This is a genomic window from Blautia wexlerae DSM 19850 (assembly GCF_025148125.1).
Lineage (GTDB): Bacteria > Bacillota > Clostridia > Lachnospirales > Lachnospiraceae > Blautia_A > Blautia_A wexlerae.
The window spans coordinates 3,385,622-3,409,260 of the sequence record NZ_CP102267.1 but is presented as its reverse complement, the minus strand read 5'-3'; the positions used below and the strand labels follow the sequence as shown (position 1 = coordinate 3,409,260).

Here is a 23,639-nt window from a genome sequence, read left to right as displayed (position 1 = left end):
TTAACTGTGAAATGAAAACATACCGGATTGAGCCAAACAGGCCTGATCCGGTATTTTTTTCGTTCCGGGAATTTATAAGTATTATAGAAAAAACAAGAAAAAGGTGGTAATATAAAAAAATACAGAGAGAAAGGACATGGCAGAGTGGATATATGACGGAAAATACAGTATTACCACTGATAAATACAGCATTTGAGCCAGGAAATGCAAGAAAAGCAGCAGAGAGTTTTGCAGACAGGGATTTCCGGGAGATCGCTATTGCAGAATTTTATTATTTCACAGGGCAGGCGCAGAAATGCAGTGATCTGGTGGAGATTTATATTATGAGTTCCCGGCTGGAACTGAAGCTGTCTGCATGTATGCTCTATGTGTACTCTAATCTTACACTGGGAAATGCGAAGGCATCCGGACGTGGCCTTGAGATCATCCGGGAATGTCTGAGAAAAGAGATGGAAGCTCCCACTTCTGAGAGAAATACAGCATACTGTGTATTTGCAGGATATATGGGAACGGTTCTTTTACATCTCTCTACAGAGAAACTGCCTGATATGAAGAAATATATGAGCAGTCTGCCTCAGGGACTGAGAATTTTTGCTACCAATGTAATTTCCCATGACCTTTATCTGAAAGGTGAATACAGCAGAGCGCTGGGAATCTGTGATGCGGCACTGTTTTCCTGTAAAGAAATTTATCCTGTTGGGATGATATATCTTTACTGTGTGACTGCTATGTGTGAAATCAGTCTGAAGAATCAGGCAGAAGCAGAAAAAGCCATACTCACTGCATGGAAACTGGCAGTGAAGGATGAGCTTATCGAGCCGTTTATCGAACTCCACGGACTTCTCCAGGGACTTCTGGAGTCCTGCATCCGCAAAGAAAATCCGGAGATGTACAGAAAAATATCGGATGCAGTTATTACCTTCAGCCGTGGATGGATGGCGGTTCACAATCCTGCATCAGACAGACCGGTGACAGACGCTCTGACTACCATGGAATTTTCCATTGCCATGCTGGCCTGCCGGGATTGGAGCAACCGGGAGATCGCAGAACACATAGGGGTATCCTTAAACACAGTGAAGCATTATCTTACAGATATCTTTAATAAGCTTCATGTCAAAAAGAGGGATGAATTAAAGAATTTCGTATTAAAATAATCAGGAAATCCACGAAGATACGATATTTGCCCTGCGTAACCATCCGCTGATGCCGCAGGATATGAAAATACATAGTAATAATGCCTAAAAACAGAAGATACATTTTTAGTAAAAAACGCTTTTGAATAACTGCGCGTCGCATTCTCGTTACTTTAGCCTGCAAATAAAAAGTCAATACTAAAATTGAAGAAAGTTAAAAAACTTTACAGGTTAAAAATTAGGCATTAAAATAAGGCCACCACAACCAGTGCTGGTCTGAAAGTAAAAGTTTTGAATTAGCTTGGATCAGGAAGAACAGAAAGATATTCTTTCACTCGTCCATAGTATATTCTGAGAAATTTATTAGCACCTGCAGTCATATAAACATAGTAAGGCTTACCCTGGGTGCGTTTTCTGTCCATGAATTGATATACAGGATCATCCTGAGGCATGGTTTTGATAAGAACATCCATTACTTGAAAAAGAGTCTTTCTTAAATTTGAAGATCCACGTTTGGATGTTGGGACGCTTTTTTGTGCATAGGAACCAGATTCGTTTACCCCAGGATCAACTCCGGCGAATGCAGTAAGGGCTCCTTTATGCGTGAATCTGGTTACATCACCGATCTCAGCCATAAGCTGTGGACCGAGAGATGGACCGATCCCTTTAAACTGCATGACAATTGAGTATTCAGGAAGCTTTGAGGCAGTCTCGTTCATGAGAGTGCGTATTGTTTCGACAGTAACGGAAGTACTGTTGAGCTGATCGATAGCTTGTCTGATGATATGTTTGGTTATTTCATTCTTAGGAAATACTGGAACAAGTTCCTTTGTTTTGGTGTAAATTTCTTCCGCTTTTGATTTATTGAAGGCATATTTTTTGCGCTTGCACCAGTTCTGATAATGTTCAACAAAAGCGTTTAGAGACATTTTACGAATGCAATCTACATGCCAGTATGTAGAGACAAAATCAACCCATTTCTGGGAACCATCACTGCGGGTGGGACTATTGAAATAAGTATTTGCATTTGGATAGGTCTGGTCAATGAGGCCAATAAGATTATTTTTCATAGCCGTTTTTTGTTTCACATAGAAATGGAACTGACGATTCATGACCTTTAGCTGAGCGCGTAATTCATCTGTAATACTATACGGTTCAAGACTTTGCCATTTGTCAAGAGCGTAGCGGGCAATCTTGACAGAATCAGCTTTGTCGGACTTGATTTTGCGAAGAGAATCGTTATTAAAATCTTTGACCAACTTGGGATTAACAGCACTGACAAAGAGATCTGCTGCTGAAAGCTGGTGAGCAAGTGCTTCGTAGTAGCGGCCGGTATGTTCCATTACAACCCGGGATTCACCTTCGATAGAATGAATAAGTTTAATAAGTGAATGGATATCACTGGATGTGTGCTTAATCTCAAAAGGAGAGGATACAATCTCCCCAAATGGTCTCAGAATTGTAACCATACTTTTACCTTTTGAAACATCGATACCTACTGCGTTCATAAATTTATCACTCCTTAAAAAATATTACAATGGATAAATACCAGTTTTACTCATTACCTGTTCAAACTACTGTGTGTGACACGAATGCACCTAATGTGATCCAACCTGCATAAAACGAACACTGTGAATGAGGAGCCGGTTATCAGTCTAAAGTACGGACGCGAGGTCCAAGTGATGAAGTCGATATACCATTGCATCCTACATTCTAACAGTTTAAGTAATGAGATGGATAAATCCTTACTGGAAGTAAGGGGATTACCCATAAATATATTGTAGTAGTGATGAGTTAGACGCGCAAATTTTTTACCCAAAGGAAAACATATGTTTATTTTTAGCGCTATATGTGCTAAAATATAGCCATGGGTAGTAGAAAAAACAACAGAATCTGAGAAAAGAGTTATCAGGGAAAAATAAAAATGCAGATAATATCCAGTTATGGTGTAGAATTACGAAAACAGAATATCCCGATCCGCCAGACACTGGAGATCTATCGTTCTGCTGTCAGCTATCTGATTGGGATTTATGTGCAGGTATGGGAAGAATTAGCAGAAATCCCGGATGCAAAGAGGCGTTTTAATGCTGCAGAACATCTGGTACATACTACGAAGAAAAACAATGCCTGTTTTGATTTTGATATCCGGTTCCCAAAGATGCCTTCCTATCTGCGCAGATCTGCCATCCAGCATGCACTGGGGACAGTATCCTCTTATAAAACACGGCTGGATCTATGGGAAAAGACCGACGGAAAGAGCGGGAAACCAAAGCTTGTATATGAGAATCACGCCATGCCGGTCTTCTACCGTGATGTCATGTATCGTGAAGGCGCGGAAGGGAAAGACGAAGCATACCTGAAACTCTATGACGGTCATGACTGGAAATGGTCCTGTGTACGTCTGGATCATACGGATATGGAATATCTGAGAAAATGCTGGTCAGGGAAAAAGGCATCTGCCCCGACTCTGGAAAAGAGACACCAGAAGTATTTTTTGCGTTTTTCCTATAAAGAGGAAGTAACACTTACCAAAACACCTGTGAAAGAACAGATTATCTGTAGCGTGGACTTAGGGATCAATACCGATGCAGTCTGTACGATCATGCGGGCAGACGGAACTGTCCTGGGAAGAAGATTTATAGATCATCCCAGTGAAAAAGACCGGATGTACCGCACACTGGGACGGATCCGCAGATCCCAGAGGGAACATGGCTCTGCGCAGACACAGGGAAGATGGGCATATACGAAACGTCTGAACACAGAACTGGGTAAAAAGACTGCAGGTGCGATTGTAAGATATGCGGAAGAAAACCATGCAGATGTGATCGTGTTCGAGTATCTGGAGATGCAGGGGAAGATATCGGGAAAGAAAAAACAGAAACTGCACCTGTGGAGAAAAAGAGATATCCAGAAGTGTTGTGAACATCAGGCACACAGGAAAGGGATGCGGGTATCCAGGATCTGCGCATGGAATACCAGCAGACTGGCTTATGATGGTTCCGGGGCGGTAACACGTGACTGGGAAAATCACAGCCTCTGTACTTTCCAGACAGGAAAACGATATAATTGTGACCTGTCAGCATCCTATAATATAGGGGCGAGATATTTTATAAGGGAACTTTTAAAACCCCTTCCGGCAACGGAAAGGTCTTTACTGGAGGCAAAAGTCCCTCCTGTAAAGCGTAGAACCTCATGCGTTTATGCAGATCTGAGGAAACTCCATTCAGAAATGGAACGTTTAAAAGCAGCATAGATACAGGCAGATATACAGTGGACTACCTGTAATGTGGGAACCTGCCATATCTGGCATGGGAAATGCGCATAACTGCGTACCTAAGTTATAGGCGTATCCGCCGATATTCAGTCTGACGCCTAAAGCGTCTGGAAGCACGTGACTTCAGTCATGTGAGGTTCACATCAAAGTAAAATGGCTTTATAATAAAAATAAGGGCGAGTAGCATAATGAGTCGGAAAACAATAGTTATGCTGCTTGTTTTTATAAAATGAATTTCAGGAGGAACTGCATATGCATGAGTATGAAATTTTTATTGAGGATATAAATCCGTGTGGAGGAGAACAATACAGTAAAAAAACTTTGATCGAGGCAGAAGCAGCCAGCCCGGAAGCCTATGTAAAAGAAAATGGAAGATTTCCGATTCTGGAATCCACACGCAATGAGAGTGGAGATGTTGTAATAGTAACAGGAGACAATCAGGGTTCTTTTGTACGTTATACTTTTACGGAATAAGAATGCCAGTCAGCAAGGAGTGGATTTTGTGAAATATGAAATTGGAGACTTTGTCAGCAAATCAGTTACAGGTATCTGTAAAATAGAAAATATTTTATATTTGAATCCGCAGGATGAAAAAAACGATAAGTTATATTATCTGATGAAACCAGTAGAAGATGAAAAGGACAAAATATATGTTCCTGTTTCAAGCTCAGATTCAAGACTGAGATTATGTCTGACAAAAGAAGAAGCCTGGAATCTGATCAAACGAATTCCGGATATCCCGACAGCATGGACAAACAATGAAAAAATGAGGGAACAAAATTATAAAGAAGCAGTAAGAGCAAATAACCCTGAGGCATTAGTTGCTATTATAAAAATGATTTATCAGCGGAAGCAGAAAAGACTTGCACAGGGGAAAAAGTGTACTGCTACAGATGCAAGGTATTTCCAGATAGCAGAAAATCTGTTATATATGGAACTGGGAGTTGCACTTGAAAAGCCAAAGCAGGAAATTTGTAAAACGATTATTGATTACATCGATCAAAATAAAATAGATTGATGTGCATTGTAAAATGTAAATTGTAAAAAATATTTCGTTTGACTTTTTAGAAAACAGGAAATATAATGATAATGAACGAGTAGCAGATGAGCGTAAATCCAGTTTCATGCTACTCGTTTTTCTTTTGTTAAAATAGAATATTTGCCATGAAGAAAGTGTGTAGCCTGTCAGCGTAAGTCCAGCTTATGTGACAGGGTGCGCATTTTTTTTGTGCAGAAAAGAGAGGAGTAAAAGTAAAATGGCAGAAAGCAACAAAATGAAGGATATGCCGGTGAATAAGCTGATGATCCAGATGGGAATCCCTATGATCTTATCCATGGCATTGCAGGCGGTCTATAACATTGTAGACAGTGCGTTTGTAGGAAATATGAGAGTAGGCAGTGAAGCTGCATTAAATGCCCTCACTCTGGTATTTCCGGTTCAGATGCTTATGGTAGCGGCAGGAATCGGAACAGGTGTAGGAACCAATGCACTTCTTGCAAGGACACTTGGACAGGGAAACAGGGAAAAGGCTGCAAAGGTAGCAGGAAACAGTCTGTTCCTGGGTGTGATCATTTACGTGGTCTGCTTACTGTTTGGTATTTTTGGAGTGAAAGCATATATTTCATCACAGACAGTTGATGCAGAAGTACTTGAAATGGGAGTCAGTTATCTGCGGATATGCTGTGTGATTTCTTTTGGTATTATTTTCTTTTCTTTATTTGAAAAGCTATTACAGGCAACAGGTCGTTCTCTTTATTCTACAATCGGACAGGTGGTTGGTGCCGTTGTAAATATTATTCTCGATCCGATCATGATCTACGGTATTGGACCTTGCCCTGAAATGGGAGTGAAAGGTGCAGCTTACGCAACTGTAATTGGTCAGGTTGCTTCTGCTGTATTGCTGCTTATTTTTCATATGAAACTGAACAGGGAATTCGGGCATGGACCGAAATACATGAAACCGAATGCTGGTGTTATAAAAGAAATCTATGCAATCGGACTTCCGGCAATTATTGCGCAGGCTCTGATGTCTATTATGGTTTATGTGATGAATCTAATCCTGAAGTTCAATCCATCAGCACAGACAGCCTATGGATTGTTCTATAAAGTCCAGCAGTTTGTTCTCTTCCTTGCTTTTGGTCTGCGAGATGCGATCACTCCGATCATTGCATTTGCTTATGGAATGAGAAGCAAAAAGAGAATTCAGGATGGTATCAAATATGGAATTATTTATACCATTGCATTAATGATTCTGGGAATTGCAATTACGGAAATTTTCCCCGGAGCATTTGCAATGCTGTTTAATGCAGGACAGTCAAGAGAATATTTTATTGCCGCGATGAGAGTGATTTCAGTGAGTTTCTTGTTTGCCGGAATTAATGTTGCTTATCAGGGAATTTACCAGGCATTGGATGGCGGCCTGGAATCACTGGTGATTTCACTTTTGAGACAGCTGATTATTATCCTGCCACTGGCGGGAATCTTTTCTCTGTTTGTCAGAAATGGTCAGATGGGAGTTTCGTTGATCTGGTGGGCATTTCCAATTACTGAAATAATTTCATGTTTTGTGGGATATGTATTTTTAAAGAAAATCAGAAAAAATAGGGTTGATGTTTTAAACTAGGAGGAATCAGAGATGGCAAAAAGAATTATTACGATCAGCAGGGAATTTGGAAGCGGTGGACGTTTTATCGGAGAAGAAGTGGCAAAGAAACTCGGAATTGCCTATTATGATAAAAATATCATTGGTCAGATTGCAGAAAAGTCCGGCTTATCACCGGAATATATTCAGGAAAATGCGGAATTATCTCCGAAAAAAGGTTTGTTCGCATATGCATTTTCCGGTCGTGATATCACAGGAAAATCTGTGGAGGACATGGTGTATGAGGCACAGAGAAATATTATTTTAGAATTGGCTGAGAAGGAGCCTTGTGTGATCATTGGAAGAAATGCAGACTATATACTGAAAGACCGGGACGATGTGCTGAATGTATTTATTCATGGGGACATGCCGGAAAAAATAAAGCGTATCACTGGTTTATACAATGTAAAAGAGAAGGAAGCTGTGAAAATGATGGCAGACACAGATAAAAGGCGAAGAACAAATTATAACTTTTACACAGATCAGAACTGGGGAAAAGCCAGCAATTACACACTGTGCCTGAACAGCTCACAGCTTGGATATGACAGATGTGAGATGATAATTATGGAATGCGTGAAATAAAAACAGATTATGTTTTTATTCAAATTGACTGAGTGGAAGATCCCTTTTTCTATGTAGTGTATCTGTAAAATAAAAGAAGCAGATATAATGAAAAGGAATAAACCAGCTTGTATCATTCAGGTAAGAGTTAAGTGATGGAAGCATTTCAGATAATAATAGTTACTTTGCGCATTTTGTGTTATAATTGAAATTAACAGGAAATGATAAATATCTGCAAAATGAATGTTTATCAGGAACTTACCGGAGGACATTTTAGTTAAGGCATAATAAATTTCGGACTTTGTAAAATGCAAAAGGGAGATCAATGATATGAGAAAAAAAACAGTTCAAACAAGCAGTGCCAAAAGCAGTACCAAAAGCAGTACCAAAGGCAATGCAAAGAGTAATACAAAGAGCAATGCAAGAAACAGCGTAAAAAGCAGTGCAAAAAACAGTCCTCAAAAAGCTGTTAAGACTGTTGCTCCAACAGTAGAGAATGTTTCTGTTAAGCAAGCCGTAATTGTTCAGAAGCCATCTGTTGAACAGAATGAACAGAACATTCCAACGAGACAGCCTGATCTGGGACCGCGAAGAAGTGTAGCCTTCATTGGATCAGAATGTTATCCATTTGTTAAGACCGGCGGATTGGGAGATGTAATGTCTGCCCTGCCAAAGAGTCTGGCAAAATTAAACATTGATGTTAAGGTCATTATTCCAAGATACAAATGTATTCCTCAGAAATTTCAGGAAAAGATGGAATACAGGGGTTCCTTTGATATGAATCTCTGCTCTGATGGAAAGCAGTATTATGTGGGAATTATGGAATATCAGGAGGATGGGGTTGTCTATGATTTTATAGATAATGATGAGTTCTTCTCCTGGGGAAATCCATATACGAATCTCATAGATGACATTCCGAAATTCTGTTATTTTGCAAAAGCTGCCCTTGCTGCCCTTAATTATTTGAACTGGACTCCTGATGTAGTACATTGTCATGACTGGCAGGCAGCTTTAGTACCACTTTATCTGAGAACCTGTTTTCAGGATACAGATGTAGGACGTGCAATTTCAGTACTCACAATACATAATCTGAAGTTCCAGGGTATTTATGACAGAAAAAAGATTCAATACTGGTCAGGACTTCCTGATTATGTATTTAATAAGGACTGCATGATCCAGAACTGGCTGGATGCCAATATGTTAAAGGGTGGCATCGCTTACAGCAATAAAGTTACAACTGTAAGTAACACCTATGCCTGGGAGATTCAGACAGAGGAATATGGAGAGGGACTTGCAGAGCATTTAAGATATCACAACAATAAGATTCTGGGAATTGTGAATGGTATTGATACGGATATCTGGAATCCTGCAACTGATAAGCTGTTAGCTGCTGATTATGATGAGAAGTCAGCGATAAAGAATAAAAAGGTTAATAAAAAAGCTCTTCAGGAATCTCTGGGGCTGGATGTAGATGAGCATAAGATGGTAATCGGACTTATTTCACGTCTCACCAACCAGAAAGGTCTTGATCTTGTAAATGACGTAATCCCGGGAATTATGGATGAACATACGCAGGTGGTTGTTCTTGGTACTGGTGATTCTCAGTATGAAAATACATTCCGTTATTATGAAAACAAATATAAAGGCAATTTCTGTGCATATATTGCTTACAATGAAAATGTGGCTCACAATATTTATGCAGGATGTGATGCACTTCTGGTTCCATCAAGATTTGAACCATGTGGACTTACACAGCTTATAGCCATGAGATATGGTGCAGTTCCGATTGTAAGAGAGACCGGAGGACTTAAAGATACGGTTCAGCCTTATAATATGTTTGAGAATACAGGAAACGGTTTTACATTTGACAGATATGAAAGCGGGCTGCTTTACGATGCGATCAACAGAGCAAAGACGCTCTATTTCGAGAACAGAAAATCCTGGGATGATATGGTGATCCGTGATATGAATAAAGATGTTTCCTGGGAAAAGAGTGCAAAACAGTACAAAGATATGTATGTAGGATTAACACCAAGAGATTAGTGTGCCGACAATATGCTCTGGTGTATATTTCGAAAACGATGTACTGGTCTTTCCAAATGGCTACGCAGTGCGTAACAAATTGAGACAAAATCTGGTTGATAAACCAGATAAAAGTGATATACTGAATACAGAAGAAAAGAAACCGTGTGGAATTACAGTTTTGTTTTCACACGGTTTTTTAGAAAATCGAGGTTAGACAAGACTAACATGTATGATGTTAATTTACTAGACAATGTAAAAAAGGACGGATTTCTATGAAATATTGATTTATGGTGCAGATGTGATTGGAGGAAAACAACATGAAAAACGAAGAATACAAAAAACTGTCAATTGCTGAATTTACAAAAGTAGCAGGAAGATATGAAAGTAACCATGCTGGTATTTACGAAATGTGTAAGAAAGATTATCCGGATATTCTGGAAGAATTAGAGAAGGAGCCATTTAGAGATTTATTGGATGCCGGCTGCGGACCTGCTCCGATGATTTCTTTATTATCAAAAAAATATCCAGACCGACATTATACAGGTCTGGATTTGACTCCGGCCATGATTGAACAGGCAAAAAAGAAAAACATTTCAAATGCAACGTTTGTTGTAGGAGACTGTGAGAACTTTCCTTTTGAAAATGATTCATTTGATGCAATTATTTGTTCTATGAGTTTTCATCATTATCCGGATCCACAGGCATTTTTTGACAGTGTAAAAAGATGTCTTCGTCCAAATGGAAGATTGATCCTGCGGGATGTGACCAGTGACAATAAAGTATTGGTATGGCTGATGAATACATTGGAAATGCCTCTGGCAAATATATGCGGACATGGAGATGTTCGGGTTCCAACAAGAGATGTGGTCATGAAATGCTGCAGAAAAGTAGGATTAAAAGTAGAAAAATTTGAAATCCGCAAAGGTATGAGGATGCATTGTGTTGTCAGAAAAGCCTGAAGGAGACTAGCTATGAAATTTTATGAAAGTGGAGACAATCGTAAACCTGTGATATTTTTATTTCCCGGTACCTGTTGCCTGTATAGTAGCTTTGATCATGTACTGGATGGGTTACATTCTTATTTTTATACGGTAGCAGTTTCTTATGATGGATTTGATCCGAACGAGAAAACAGAATTTTATTCGATGGAAGATGAATGTGAAAAAATTGAGCAAGAAATCAGAACAAAGTATGGTGGGAGAATTAAAGCAGCGTATGGATGTTCCCTTGGAGGAAGTTTTGTATCCCTTCTGATTCAGCGGAAAAGAATCCATATAGATCATGGCATCATTGGGAGCAGTGATATGGATGAAGCAGGTTCGTTTATGGCAAAGCTCCAGTCATCTATCATTGTGCCAATTATGTATAAAATGGTACACACGGGTAAATTACCTAAGTTTATGCAAAAGAAAATAAATGAAGCAGATGAATCAAGAAAGAAACTGATTGATGGATTTGTAAATATGTTTGGTATTGACAAGGGAGGAAGTCCATGGATTACGAAACAGAGTGTTTATAATCAGTTCTATTCTGATCTGGTTACGAAAGTCCAGCATGGAATTGATGTACCGGGAACAACAATTCACGTGTTTTATGCAACAAAGATGGGTGAAAAATACGAAAAGAGATATTGTACTTATTTCAAAAATCCGGATATCCGAAGACATAACATGCAGCATGAAGAACTGTTTTGCTGCCATAGTGCAGAATGGGTGAAAGAAGTAAAAAAAGCAGTGGAAGGCGACAGACAATGAAAGAAAAAGTGAATGTGACAGGTGTGCCGGAAACGATGGTACAGACCTTGTATGCAAGAGCAAAAGAAACAAGAAAGAAAAATGCTAAAATAAATGACGAAATTGCAGTAGAACTTGTGAAAAAGCTTGATTATGACTTTTCCAAAGCAGATAAAGATAACGCTATGACTTATGGTGTGATTGCGAGAACAATTGTATTAGACCGGATGGTCAGAAAATATTTGGAGAAGCATGAAAATACAGTTGTCGTAAATATTGCATGCGGACTGGATACCAGATGCTACCGGATGAAGGGAAAATATCTGCGCTGGTATAATGTAGACCTTCCGGAAACAATGAAAATAAGGAGCCAGTTCCTTACCGAAACTGATCCGGTGTATCAGATTGCAAAGTCTGCAATGGATGATTCCTACATAGATGATATCGATTATCACGGTAAGAATATTCTGGTAATAATCGAAGGACTTACAATGTATTTGTATGAGAAAGATATCAGGAAGATGTTTTCTATTATTGATAAATCATTTCAGAAAGTTACAGTAATGGTCGAAACCATGTCACCCTTTGTTGTAAAGCATATGAAAGAGAAATCCATAGAGGGAAGCAATGCAAAATTCACATGGGGAGTTAAGAACAGAAAGGAGCTGCAAAGAATCATACCGGCATTTTCTGTTCGGCAGGAAGTCAGTCTTGTTGAAGGAATGAAAGAGCTTATGCCTGTTTATTATGTAATAGGTAAGATTCCGGCTGTTCGGAATATCTCAAATAAAATAATAGTTTTGGAGAAACATAGCTGATATTAAGGGAGGAGATGATACAGATGAAGAAAAGGCATTTTGATGTGGAATCAGATGGATTTTATGGTGCATACTGGAAATGTAAAACAGGCTCAGACTGTGCAATGATTGCGATGATCGGGGATGATCCGGAGGATTATCTGGCGCGTACATCCGTGAAATGGTTACATAAACTCGGTGTGAACGTGATGACGATGTCGCCGGCAAAAAAGGATTATGGACATCATAATTATCCGCTGGAACGTATAGAGAAAGCAATCAGTTGGTTAAAAATACATGGTAATCAGAAGATAGGAATTGTCGGGGCATCTACTACAGGAACACTTGCATTGACTGCCGCTTCTTATTTTAAGGATATCACATTGACGATAGGTCTGACACCGAGTGACTTTATCTGGCAGGGATTTATGCAGGGTAAAAGAGATGGTTGTAAGGAATGGCCAATGGAGGGAGAATCTCTTTTTTCGTATAAAGAAGAACCACTTCCATACATGCCGTTTTGTTACAAACATCCGGATTACTGGCATGTGATTGAGAAAGAAACAAAACGGACCGGTGATATGATCAATTCAAGAAAACTATTTGATGATTCTGAAAAGGCTCACCCAATCACAGAAGACGAGATGATCAAGATTGAAAAAATCCATGGAACAGTATTGTTAATTGGTGCTGAAGATGATGTGTTGTGGGATACTGCAAAATATATCCGCCGTATGAAGCAGCGTATGAAAGAACATTCACACACATGCAGATTGGATTATGTCATTTATGAGCATGGAACCCATTTCGTTTTTCCGGAGAGCATGCTAAAGACAATGCTCCCGGTTGGATCCGGACTCTTTGTGAAACTGGCATTTCAGGCAGCAAGAAAACATCCGAAAGAATGTCGCAGAGCACGTCTGGATATTGACTGGCGGGTAAGAAATGCTGTTGCAAAATGGAAGAGAGTAGATAGATAAAAAATAGACAGAAGGTGGAAGTGTGGTATTTAAAACAACAGGAAATAAATCAAATTCAGTCATTCTGTTTTTCCATGCAATGGGAGTAACTGGGGAAAGCAGTATGCCGGTTGCAGAGAAAATGGCAGAAAAATATTATTGCATTATGCCAACATCGACTGTGTATTGCTCCGGACAGAGGTATCAAAGCAAAAGAGATGAGATACAACAGATTGTACGATTTTTGGGGAACCATGGAATCAAAGAAATAGAACTTATAGTTGCATCTTCGATTGGAGCAGATCTCGCCATGGCATTCCTGACAGAGATAAAAATACCGGTAAAGCATGTTTTTTTTGATGGCGGGCAGTTTGCACAGATTGGAAAGGCAACACGCAGAATCATGGTTCCGTTCTTATATATAGCAATGAAAAGTTTATATTGGTCAAAAGGAAAAACACTAAAGAGAATCATGTGGTGTGACGATGATAAAATTAAACCTTACTTTATAGAGGCAGGAAAGAACTTGACGTATGGAAATCTGAGGAGACAGCTGACAGACAGTTTGGAAGATAAGCCATTTTCAGAACTGTCAGAAGAATTGCAGAAACATACATTCTGGGAATTTGGAAGTATAGAAGAACATTTTAAATACAGAAATGCAGTGATGCAGACTTATATATACGGTAACTTTCCGGTTTTTGAGGGATTCAACCATATGCAGTATCAAATTCAAAATCCGGAGGGATTTTCCAGAATGCTCGAAACAATTATTGAGACTGACCGATTACCGGAATTGGCATTTGCGATGTGGTATAGAGGAAAATAGTTATGAAAAATGCTTATGAGCTTGCTGAAAATATATTGAAGTCCAAACCTGATAAGAATATAGAATTAAAATCATCAGATTCTTTTGCCAGTATTGAGTTATATGGTACATCAGCTTGCAAAAAGGTACAGGATACGGAATTCTGTGAATGTTTTCATTTGGAAAATGAGAGCGGTACAGGAATGATTACATTGTATCATGTGTTTCCAGGAATTGATCTGGTTTATAATGATATGCATATGGAGTATTGCAACAAGGAGCAAAAGCCGGCTTCCAGTGTGATGGAAATAAACTATTGCATGGAAGGCCGTTGCGAATGCGTGTTTGAACAAAATGAATATGGTTATATAGCGGCAGGAGACTTGTCATTTTGTTCTTTGAAAAAAACTGGGCATGTGTCAGAGTTTCCAACATCGCGTTATCATGGAATTACCATTACGCTTGACTTTTCCATGATTACAGACGAAATGAAAAGGATACTGCAATTATTGTCTGTAAATCTGGAAAAGATTAGTAACATTTCAAAAACACATAGTTTTACTATTATACGGGCAAATAAGTCAATAGAACATATCTTTTTGGAATTGTATAAAGTTCCTGAAGAAATCAGATATGGTTATATTCGTGTGAAAATTCTGGAACTATTATTAGTATTAACTGGATTTGATTTAAAGAAAAATAATTCTGAGCATGTATATTTTTCGGATGTACAGATTGATGCAATAAAGCAGGTTCATGCGTTTCTAAAGGGACACTATAGGGGGCATTATACGATTGAAGAATTGTCAGTGCGTTTTAAAATGTCACCAACTGTTTTGAAAAAATGCTTTAAGGGTGTATACGGAAATTCTGTGTACGCTTATATGAAAAAGTACAGGCTGCAGATGGCGGAACGCCTTTTAAAAGAAAATAAACTTACGATCGGGGAGATAGCATTACAAATTGGCTATCAGAATCCGAACAAATTTACATCTGCATTTCGTACAGAATACGGTATGACACCAACGGAATACCGTAAGAAAAAGACACAGGAAAGTCTGAATGGATAGAAAAAGAGTCTGTTTAGTAATTGAGATTCTATATGGAAATCTATAAAATATGCGTTGTAGTTAGAAGAATCTAACTGCAACGATTTTTAATTTAAGGAGGCATCTCATGAAGCAGAAAAAACTTTTAACATTATTTTTAACAGTTGCAACGTCATTTTCAATGTTAGTTGCTTGTAGTAACGCTACATTTGCAGAAAGTACAGGTACGGCAACTGTTACAGAAAGTACAAATACGACGGACAAGAAACAGAAAGCAGATGAAAATCAGGATGCTGCAAAACAACTTTTGGTTGATTTGACGGGTTCATATCAGGAACTATGGCCGGTAATTCTTGATGAAAAATATCAGCAGATCTGGATTGATGATTGTACAGAGTTGGTTGGTGAGGAAAATGCGGAGGCAGCATATGATAAGTTAGCATCCATGGTTTCAGGAACAATTTATGGAGAAGAAGCAGTAGAAGCATACAAAGATGGCGATGGTGTTTATGACTGCTCTTTTAAAGAAGGTGTAAATAAGCTGGAATTTAATGGTTCTGATTCAGTGATCAAGGGATATGATTCAGAAGGAAAAGAAATCTTTTCCCATACATATCATTATGTTGGAATAGAAGAAGTACGTGGGTTATACGAATTTAAAAGTGACGATGCAGACTCAGGCGAATTTACTTATTTCTGCATAGCACCAGATACAAATGATACAACCTATCATATTGAATTGCGCTACGGCAGCGATTTGGAGGCACTTGGAAAATATGATGAAGGAGACTATGCATACTGGCTTGGCTCAGGTATTTCAACAGACTATGATCAGACAATGGTTGAGAACTGTATAGAACTTTTCTGCAAAGAAAATCTGTCTGAATAGAACAGACTTGTAAAACTGCAGAAAGCATCTGCGGAGTGGAAACTGAATACACGAGGAAAATAAAAAATTGAAACACTAAGACTTGACAAATTCTTGTAATGAGTTAAAATATAACAGTGCTATATAGCACTGTTATATTTTTGAGGAGAAGTTTAGAGGATACGAAAAAAATGTCGACGAAAGCAGAAGATACACAAAAAAATATATTAGATACAGCCAGAAAACATTTCCTGAAAGATGGTTTGACAGGAGCATCTTTAAGAAATATTGTAAAAGATGCAGGGCTTACTACTGGCGCATTTTACAAATATTATCCAACGAAAGAGGCACTTTTTGATGCACTGACGGATCCTTATATGGAACATATTTATCAGATTTATGACCAGATCGTTGAGGAGTTTGAAAAGCTTTCTGCCAGTGATCAGACAAGGAATATGTCGGATACATCCAGTGATGGGATGGAGCAGATGGTTGATTATATCTATGATCATTATGATAATTTCAGATTATTGTTGAAATGCGGAGACAGTGGAAAATTTGAATTATTCATACACAATATGGTGGAGCGGGAAATGAAGTCCAGCCTGAAATATATGGAAAAAATGAAGGAAGCCGGTGTAAAAATACCGGTTGTAGAGGAAAGCCTTATGCATATGATCTATACGGGATTTTTTTCATCAGTATTTCAGATCATTGAGCATGATATAGACAGGGAGACTGCAAAGAAAAATGTACATCAACTGAAAGAATTTAATACAGGTGGCTGGGAACGATTGTGGAATATTGAATTTCCAGTATAACTGATGCAGGAATTCTGAATAGGTTATGTGTGTTGCAGGTTCTGGATTTCTGAATAAAGTTCAGACAGGATAATAATATCAGGTGGTTGATGCCAGTAAACCACCTATTTTATTATATGTTGGTTAGCGCGAACTAACAGAAGGTAAAGCAATAAAACGAAACAATAAAACGAAACAATAAAACGAACGTAAGGAGTGAAGAGATGTGAAAGAAAAAAAGAAGTCGACAATCAGCTGGATCCTGACATGGGCGGGACAAAAAAGAATTGCTTATGTGTGGAGTGTGTTACTTGCAATAGGAAATGTGATTTTTAAGATTTTGCCGTATTTTATTATTGCAGATGTAGTAAAGCTGTTTTTAAATGGTGAAAAGGAGTTTGAAATATATCTTGCAAAAGCGGTTCTGATTGCATTATCGTTTATCATTGCAGAACTGCTTCATTCACTTTCGACAGCATTGTCACATAAAGCAACGTTTGCAGTACTTGCAAATATAAGAAAATCCTGCTGTGACAAGCTGGCGCGGGTACCTCTTGGCTATGTGAAAGACACACCTTCCGGTACATTTAAAAATATTATGGTGGAAAGAATCGACAGTATCGAGACAACACTGGCGCATATTGTCCCGGAATTCACGTCCAATCTGCTGGCACCGATTGTGATTTTGATTTATTTCTTCCTGACAGACTGGAGACTGGCACTCTGGTCATTGGTGCCGGTTATAGTGGGATTTCTTTCCTATTTTGGAATGATGCTGGATTATAAACCAAGCTTCGAGAGAACGGTTCAGACAACAAAAGATCTGAATGATGCGGCAGTGGAATATATTGACGGAATCGAAGTGATCAAGGCATTTGGAAAGACAGAAAGTTCTTATGCAAAATTTACAAAGGCGGCTATGGCTTATGCAGATTCCTTTATTTCCTGGATGAAACGGTGCTCGATCTTTCATGGACTGATGATGGTGGTCACACCTTATACGCTTCTTACGGTATTGCCGTTTGGGGCACATTATGTAGCCAATGGAACACTTGCGATTTCAGATTTTGTCATCTGCATTATTTTATCACTTGGAATCGTTGGACCGTTGATCACAGTGGGTTCCTATACAGATGATCTTGGCAAGATCGGAGTGATTGTTGGTGAAGTGGCAGGAATTCTGGAACAGCCGGAGCTTGAACGTCCAGAGAAAAGTAAAAGTGTTCCAAAAGATAACTCCGTTACTCTTGAAGATGTCAGATTTGGTTATCACGACAAAGAGATTCTGCATGGAGTAACTATGGAGCTGAAAGCAGGAACGGTAAATGCAATCGTAGGACCTTCCGGAAGCGGCAAGTCGACCATCGCAAAGCTGATTGCGTCCTTGTGGGATGTGGATTCCGGAAGCATTAAAATCGGTGGAGTTGATGTCAAAGAAATGTCGCTTGCAGATTTTAATCGGAAAATTGCATATGTTGCACAGGATAATTATCTGTTCAATGAAACGGTACGTGAAAATATCAGACAGGGAAATCCAGAGGCTACAGATGAACAGGTCATCGAGGTGACAAAGAAAAGCGGATGCTATGAATTTATCATGCAGTTGGAGAATGGATTTGATACGGTTGTAGGAGGTGCAGGAGGACATCTGTCAGGAGGCGAGAGACAGCGTATCTCCATTGCAAGAGCAATGCTAAAGGATGCTCCGATCGTGATTCTTGATGAGGCAACTGCCTACACAGATCCGGAAAATGAGGCAATTCTGCAGAATTCTATCGCAAAACTGGTAGCAGGGAAGACCCTGATCGTAATAGCACACAGACTTTCTACTGTTAAGGACAGTGACCAGATCTTTGTTGTAAATGATGGAAATGTAACAGCACATGGCACACATGAGGAACTTCTGGTGTCATGCCCGCTTTATAAGGAAATGTGGAATGCCCATATTTCTGTAAAAGATACAGTGAAGGAGGGAGAATGATATGTTTGGGATTCTGGCAAAATTCTTTCGTTTTTCAGGCAGGGAAAATGGCAATAAATTTAAACTGTCGATAGTGATCGGACTCATAGAGGCTCTTGCCTCAGCAATGAAGATTCCGGCTATTATGTACATACTGATTGGTCTGCTGAGTGGGAAACCGACAGGAAAATATATTGGAGGCTCCGTTGCGATTATGGTTCTTGCAATTGTAGTCGACGTAATCTGCAAGAGATACTCTACAGTGCTTCAGACAGAGGGAGGATATAATGCAAGTGCTTTTATGAGAATCAAGATTGCAGAACATCTGCGATATCTGCCGATGGGGTATTTCAATTCCAATAGTATCGGGGAAATTTCTTCCATTACAACCAATACAATGGAAATACTTGGCGATGTGGCTGCGAGAGTGGTTATGCTGACAATGCAGGGAATTCTGGAAACATCAATGATCATTCTTATGCTGTTTATTTTTGACTGGAGAATCGGACTGATAGCTGCAGCAGGAGTACTTATTTTCTTTGGGGTCAATTCTGTAATGCAGAATGCAGGGAAAAAAGATTCAGAGCAAAAAGTGTTATGCGATACAGAGCTTGTAAACCAGATCATGGAGTATCTGCAGGGAATATCAGAGGTGAAATCATACAACCTGCTCGGAAAACAGGCAAAAAGATTAAACGATGCAAATGAAGCATGCGAAAAGGTCAATACAAAGATGGAGATGTTGTTTGTTCCCTATCATTTTCTGCAAAGCGTGATAACAAAAATCACAGGTGCTGTGATCGTAGCAGGCAGCGCATATTTTTATATCAATGGAACCATGAGTGCGGTCTATGCGATTGGTATGACAATCTCAGCATTTATGCTTTATTCCAGTCTGGAATGCGCAGGAAATTATTCATCCCTCTTACATGTGGTAAGTGTATGTGTAGATAAAGCAAATGCAATACTGGAGCTGGACACCATGGATATCGACGGCAAAGAGATCCATCCGGAAAATTACGATATCAGACTTTCTAACGTTTCATTTTCCTATGACAAACGGAAGATCATTGACGATATATCGCTCTCTGTCCCACAGAAAACGACGACAGCAATTGTTGGACCGTCTGGTGGAGGAAAATCAACACTTTGCAATCTGATTGCCAGGTTCTGGGATGTGGATTCCGGGGAAGTGACACTTGGAGGTGTGAATGTAAAAGACTACAGCATGAACAGTCTGATGAGTAATTTCTCATTTGTGTTTCAGTCGGTGTATTTGTTTGCAGACACCATTGAGAATAATATTAAATTCGGACGCCAGGATGCAAGTCATGAGGAAGTGGTGGAAGCGGCGAAGAAAGCATGCTGTCATGATTTCATCAGCAAACTTCCTGATGGATATGATACAGTGATTGGAGAGGGAGGAGCTACACTTTCCGGTGGTGAGAAACAGCGTATTTCCATAGCCAGGGCAATTATGAAGAATGCACCAATCGTTATATTAGATGAAGCAACGGCCAATGTTGATCCGGAGAATGAAAAGGAGCTGATGGATGCAGTAGATGCACTTACAAAGGAAAAAACGATTATTATGATTGCCCACAGACTAAAAACAGTCAGACATGCAGATCAGATTGTGGTTGTTGACAAAGGAAAAATTGTGCAACAGGGAACACATGAGCAGCTAATGAAGCAGGAAGGTATCTATAAGAGATTTGTGGATGCAAGGCAGCAGGCGGTGAGCTGGAAACTGGTGTACTGAGAAATATATATAGGTGGCTAAGGAAAAAATGAAAAGGGAAAGGAAGAGGTATATATTTCTTTTTATGGACGCACCCCGTTCCCACTAGAGACGGGTGTGCCAGAGGACAGTTTCTTTGCCCGGTAATATTCCTGTTTCTGGGCATACATGGACAAATCTGCTGCCTTGGTAAGCTGCTCTACGGAAAAATCCGGATGGTCGTCGGCAAAGGCGCACCCGGAGGAAATACTCAGCGTCCCCACATTCGTCCCGGACCAGGCCGCCGCAATCCGTTGCAGCGCCGCCAGAATTTCCTGCGCCTGGGTTTGGGTCATTTGACCCAGCACCACGAACTCATCCCCACCGATGCGGAAGATTTTCCCCCGATCCCCCACCGCCTGGGTGATATACATTGGGCAGCGCCGCATATCAGCTCGTCCCCCGCCTCATGCCCCAGGGCATCGTTGACCCCCTTTAAGCCGTTGATATCCATGAGAAAGACGGTCAGATCTGTCGGAACGGAATCCGCGTACTGCTCCAGACACTCATGATACGCCAGCCGACTGAATACGCCGGTCAGAACATCTACGGAGCTTTTCATACGCTGCTCCATCAGCTTTTTGTTCATCCGAATCCGCTGCGCCGTATAATACTCGTAAATCCATTGGATCAGAACGCTGACAACACTAAAGAGCGCCAACAGAGCCACCAGCGTTTGCAGCAAAAAGGCGGTGATATTTTGGTGTAGGTTTTCGCTGACATCTATGCCTTGCAGGTACAGCTCCTTGAAGATGGCCTTTCGCAGAAACAGGATGCACAGAATGCCCACCACTACCGCAACGGTTTCCGAATAGATCAGCTGCTTCCGGTTTCCGGACTCTTGCATTGCCGGAGGACAGTCGCATAGCTGCGACAATCTGTTTTTCACCGACTTCCGAGTCAGAACCCAATGGATGCCGCAGCAGGCGATGATCGCCAGGACATAGGACAGCCAGTCCCGGAATATGGGATAGGAAAACAGATTTTCTAAAATCATTTGCCGCAGCATAGGGAAACTGCAATATAACGCGGCAAAAACGCACAGCCCATGAAGAAGGGTGCTGGCAGCCGCAATCCCCGCAATGCCCAGATAGACATACCTGCGAGGCTTCCGAAAATAAAGGTCAAAGAGCCAACCGGCTCCCGCCGCAAACAGCACGCGGGCAAATACCAGCATTATGGATCCAAGGGGCATTCCGCTGGCAAAGGGAGAAAATACCCGGTCGAGCTGGGACAGGCTGTAGGTGCCGATCCACATGGACGTGACCACAAAAACGCATACCACCGGCACACTCCCCTGTGCCCCCAGCATCATAGCCGCCACAATCACAAGAATGTGCAACGTGGTGGTGGAAATGGCCGGAAGCTCAATGTATCCCAGATAAGAAAAGGCAAACACCGCTTCCCAGGCCATCAGCATCAGGATGATCTCCTGCAATTTCTTTTTCGTCAGAGCAATCCCATATCGCTGTCGAAAACGCTCCATACTCCTTACTCCTCCACATCCTTTTCTTCATGTATTATACTTATATTATACTTATTCCTGTGTGAAAAGCAATACGATTCATAAATCTTTGCAAACATCAACCTGGACGAGCTTCATGCAAAGCATTCCAAATATTAGCGTGAAGAAGCATACCGCCTGTTAGATGCACTCCTGAAACAGTACAACACATAAGAAAACGATTGCTACACATTTTAACGATTTATGACAAAAGCGGCTTCCCGGGACGGAGAGCCGCTGATTTTCTTTAAGGAAGTTCTCAATGAAGCTTTCCGTGCAAGGGATGTCGGAGCCGACAATGGTTAAAGTATTTCGATTTTAACGCTTCTTGCACCAACAGCGTAAAAAAATATCTTTAGAGGCCTTTGATTCTCTTTTTTACTCATTTTCCAATGCATTTTTCCTCGATAAGACTTTGAAAGGCTATGATCCAATTGCTGTTGATGGCTCGGATATTTATGTTGATGAAATGTATGGACAATATGTGAAAGGAGCTGCGGAAGTAACAAAAGCGGGGTTGACATCTTTTATAAAATAGTTATAATTCTAAATATTAGAAATATAACTATTTTGTTTGTGCTTAACACAAAAAGGGAAGGAACGTGAAACATGGACATATCATTGCATTATCTGACAATGGCTAACCAGATGCTGATTCAGAAGAGGCTTCTGGAGCGGGTGAAGGCTTCGGGGCTTACGCTTGGACAGCCGAAGGTTCTGGATTATCTTAAAAATCATGATGGAGCCAGTCAGAAGGAAATCGCAGCGGGTTGTTTTATTGAGGCAGGGTCTCTGACTTCAATTTTGAATCGCATGGAAGAGAAAGGTTTGATCGAGCGGCGTATGCTCAATGGAAACAGAAGGACTTTTCATATTTTCATGACAGAATCCGGGAAAAAAAGCCAGAAGCTTGTGGAAGAAGCTTTTGTGGAGATTGAGGAGGCTGCATGGAAAGATATTTCTCCAGAAGAAGCAGAGGCTTTTATGAAGATTTATCATAAAATTTACAGTAATCTGTCTGAGACAGGCTGCGAAGAAACAGGGAAAGAAGGAAGGAACAAATGAACAAATTAACAAATTAAAAAGATACGTAATCTTTCTGATCGGCCTGTTCGTGAACTCACTTGGTGTTAGTTTGATCACCAAGGCAAGTCTCGTAACCTCACCAATCACATCGATTCCGTATGTATTAAGCTTAAGTTTTCCGTTTACGTTGGGAAACTTTACGATTTTTTTCAGCGTATTTTTGATCTTACTGCAGTTGCTGATCCTGCGTAAAAATTTTAAACTGGAACATGTTTTGCAGATACCGATATCCATTATCTTTGGATATTTCATCGATCTGACCATGCTTCTGTTTACATGGGTAAATCCACAGACATACATTATGAAAATCGTATATCTTCTGATTGGGTGTCTGATCCTTGGATTTGGTGTGTACATGGAAGTGCTGGCAGACGTTGTAATGTTGCCGGGAGAATCTTTTGTCCGAGCAATCGTTCTGACATGGAGAACCAACTTTGGTACGACAAAAATCTGCTTTGACGTTTCCATGGCAGTGATCGCAGCAGTCCTGTCTTTTGTATTTACCGGACATCTCAATGGTGTGCGTGAGGGTACGATCATTGCGGCACTTCTGGTTGGATTTGTTGCCAGAGTTCTTGGTAAGAAACTTGCATCTGTCTGAAAAAGATGCAACACATAAGATTCAGAAAAAAGACAAACAGCGTGCGGATAACTACCATT

Annotated in this window: 23 protein-coding genes; 20 read left to right on the top strand and 3 right to left on the bottom strand. The window is 40.2% G+C overall.

Features of this window, described 5'->3' with window-relative positions:
• Positions 1-152: 152 nt before the first annotated feature.
• Positions 153-1,154 (top strand): helix-turn-helix transcriptional regulator, encoded by a 1,002-nt coding sequence (locus tag NQ550_RS15910; RefSeq protein WP_025580020.1) that lies wholly within the window; start codon positions 153-155, stop codon positions 1,152-1,154.
• A gap of 275 nt (positions 1,155-1,429) precedes the next feature.
• Here the strand turns inward: NQ550_RS15910 and NQ550_RS15905 are convergent, their stop codons facing one another.
• A complete protein-coding gene (locus NQ550_RS15905; RefSeq protein WP_019160295.1) occupies positions 1,430-2,641 on the bottom strand; it encodes an IS110 family RNA-guided transposase in 1,212 nt (403 codons plus the stop codon).
• A 416-nt stretch (positions 2,642-3,057) separates the two neighbouring features.
• Here NQ550_RS15905 and NQ550_RS15900 point away from each other — a divergent pair, with 416 nt between their 5' ends.
• The 16 genes from NQ550_RS15900 (at position 3,058) to NQ550_RS15825 (ending at position 20,371) form a co-directional block, all read left to right on the top strand.
• The gene (locus NQ550_RS15900; protein WP_259838045.1) at positions 3,058-4,386 is read left to right on the top strand and encodes an IS200/IS605 family accessory protein TnpB-related protein; all 1,329 of its coding nucleotides are present in this window, start codon (positions 3,058-3,060) and stop codon (positions 4,384-4,386) included.
• 273 nt (positions 4,387-4,659) lie between these two features.
• Positions 4,660-4,881 (top strand): hypothetical protein, encoded by a 222-nt coding sequence (locus NQ550_RS15895; protein ID WP_025579122.1) that lies wholly within the window; start codon positions 4,660-4,662, stop codon positions 4,879-4,881.
• 28 nt (positions 4,882-4,909) lie between these two features.
• Positions 4,910-5,425: a CarD family transcriptional regulator gene (locus tag NQ550_RS15890; RefSeq protein ID WP_025579124.1), complete on the top strand. Its 516-nt coding sequence runs from the start codon at positions 4,910-4,912 to the stop codon at positions 5,423-5,425.
• Between the two features lie 238 nt (positions 5,426-5,663).
• Positions 5,664-7,031: an MATE family efflux transporter gene (locus NQ550_RS15885; RefSeq protein WP_008706686.1), complete on the top strand. Its 1,368-nt coding sequence runs from the start codon at positions 5,664-5,666 to the stop codon at positions 7,029-7,031.
• Positions 7,032-7,043: 12 nt separating this feature from the next.
• Positions 7,044-7,631 (top strand): cytidylate kinase-like family protein, encoded by a 588-nt coding sequence (locus NQ550_RS15880; protein ID WP_025579125.1) that lies wholly within the window; start codon positions 7,044-7,046, stop codon positions 7,629-7,631.
• Positions 7,632-7,940: 309 nt separating this feature from the next.
• On the top strand, positions 7,941-9,653 hold the full coding sequence (locus NQ550_RS15875; RefSeq protein WP_025579127.1) for a glycogen synthase: 1,713 nt from the start codon (positions 7,941-7,943) through the stop codon (positions 9,651-9,653).
• Between the two features lie 299 nt (positions 9,654-9,952).
• On the top strand, positions 9,953-10,594 hold the full coding sequence (locus NQ550_RS15870; RefSeq protein ID WP_025579130.1) for a class I SAM-dependent methyltransferase: 642 nt from the start codon (positions 9,953-9,955) through the stop codon (positions 10,592-10,594).
• Positions 10,595-10,606: 12 nt separating this feature from the next.
• Entirely contained in the window at positions 10,607-11,389 is a 783-nt protein-coding gene (locus NQ550_RS15865; protein WP_025579132.1) for an alpha/beta fold hydrolase, read from the top strand.
• Positions 11,386-12,186, top strand: coding sequence for a class I SAM-dependent methyltransferase (locus tag NQ550_RS15860; protein ID WP_025579133.1), 801 nt, complete (start codon positions 11,386-11,388; stop codon positions 12,184-12,186). Before NQ550_RS15865 ends, NQ550_RS15860 begins: the two co-directional genes overlap by 4 nt.
• Before the next feature lie 23 nt (positions 12,187-12,209).
• Positions 12,210-13,145 (top strand): acyl-CoA thioester hydrolase/BAAT C-terminal domain-containing protein, encoded by a 936-nt coding sequence (locus NQ550_RS15855; protein WP_025579134.1) that lies wholly within the window; start codon positions 12,210-12,212, stop codon positions 13,143-13,145.
• Between the two features lie 22 nt (positions 13,146-13,167).
• Positions 13,168-13,953 carry a hypothetical protein gene (locus NQ550_RS15850; protein WP_044996489.1) on the top strand — a complete coding sequence of 262 codons (786 nt, stop codon included), beginning with the start codon at positions 13,168-13,170 and terminating at the stop codon, positions 13,951-13,953.
• A 2-nt stretch (positions 13,954-13,955) separates the two neighbouring features.
• Entirely contained in the window at positions 13,956-15,002 is a 1,047-nt protein-coding gene (locus tag NQ550_RS15845) for a helix-turn-helix domain-containing protein (protein ID WP_025579137.1), read from the top strand.
• A gap of 106 nt (positions 15,003-15,108) precedes the next feature.
• On the top strand, positions 15,109-15,870 hold the full coding sequence (locus tag NQ550_RS15840; protein ID WP_025579139.1) for a hypothetical protein: 762 nt from the start codon (positions 15,109-15,111) through the stop codon (positions 15,868-15,870).
• Positions 15,871-16,040: 170 nt separating this feature from the next.
• Positions 16,041-16,670 (top strand): TetR/AcrR family transcriptional regulator, encoded by a 630-nt coding sequence (locus tag NQ550_RS15835; protein WP_025579141.1) that lies wholly within the window; start codon positions 16,041-16,043, stop codon positions 16,668-16,670.
• 205 nt (positions 16,671-16,875) lie between these two features.
• The gene (locus NQ550_RS15830) at positions 16,876-18,630 is read left to right on the top strand and encodes an ABC transporter ATP-binding protein (protein WP_025579143.1); all 1,755 of its coding nucleotides are present in this window, start codon (positions 16,876-16,878) and stop codon (positions 18,628-18,630) included.
• A 1-nt stretch (position 18,631) separates the two neighbouring features.
• Positions 18,632-20,371, top strand: a complete 1,740-nt coding sequence (locus NQ550_RS15825; RefSeq protein WP_025579144.1) for an ABC transporter ATP-binding protein — start codon at positions 18,632-18,634, stop codon at positions 20,369-20,371.
• A gap of 62 nt (positions 20,372-20,433) precedes the next feature.
• Here NQ550_RS15825 and NQ550_RS15820 read toward each other — a convergent pair whose 3' ends face one another.
• Together NQ550_RS15820 and NQ550_RS15815 are read right to left on the bottom strand one after the other, a co-directional pair.
• A complete protein-coding gene (locus tag NQ550_RS15820) occupies positions 20,434-20,763 on the bottom strand; it encodes a diguanylate cyclase domain-containing protein (RefSeq protein WP_172680013.1) in 330 nt (109 codons plus the stop codon).
• Positions 20,682-21,875, bottom strand: coding sequence for a diguanylate cyclase domain-containing protein (locus tag NQ550_RS15815; RefSeq protein WP_025579148.1), 1,194 nt, complete (start codon positions 21,873-21,875; stop codon positions 20,682-20,684). Before NQ550_RS15815 ends, NQ550_RS15820 begins: the two co-directional genes overlap by 82 nt.
• A 346-nt stretch (positions 21,876-22,221) precedes the next feature.
• Here NQ550_RS15815 and NQ550_RS15810 point away from each other — a divergent pair, with 346 nt between their 5' ends.
• The 3 genes from NQ550_RS15810 (at position 22,222) to NQ550_RS15800 (ending at position 23,580) form a co-directional block, all read left to right on the top strand.
• Positions 22,222-22,431 (top strand): hypothetical protein, encoded by a 210-nt coding sequence (locus NQ550_RS15810; protein WP_182437563.1) that lies wholly within the window; start codon positions 22,222-22,224, stop codon positions 22,429-22,431.
• 71 nt (positions 22,432-22,502) lie between these two features.
• Positions 22,503-22,958 (top strand): MarR family winged helix-turn-helix transcriptional regulator, encoded by a 456-nt coding sequence (locus NQ550_RS15805; RefSeq protein WP_025579149.1) that lies wholly within the window; start codon positions 22,503-22,505, stop codon positions 22,956-22,958.
• Positions 22,959-23,007: 49 nt separating this feature from the next.
• On the top strand, positions 23,008-23,580 hold the full coding sequence (locus NQ550_RS15800; RefSeq protein ID WP_242833595.1) for a YczE/YyaS/YitT family protein: 573 nt from the start codon (positions 23,008-23,010) through the stop codon (positions 23,578-23,580).
• Positions 23,581-23,639: the final 59 nt, after the last annotated feature.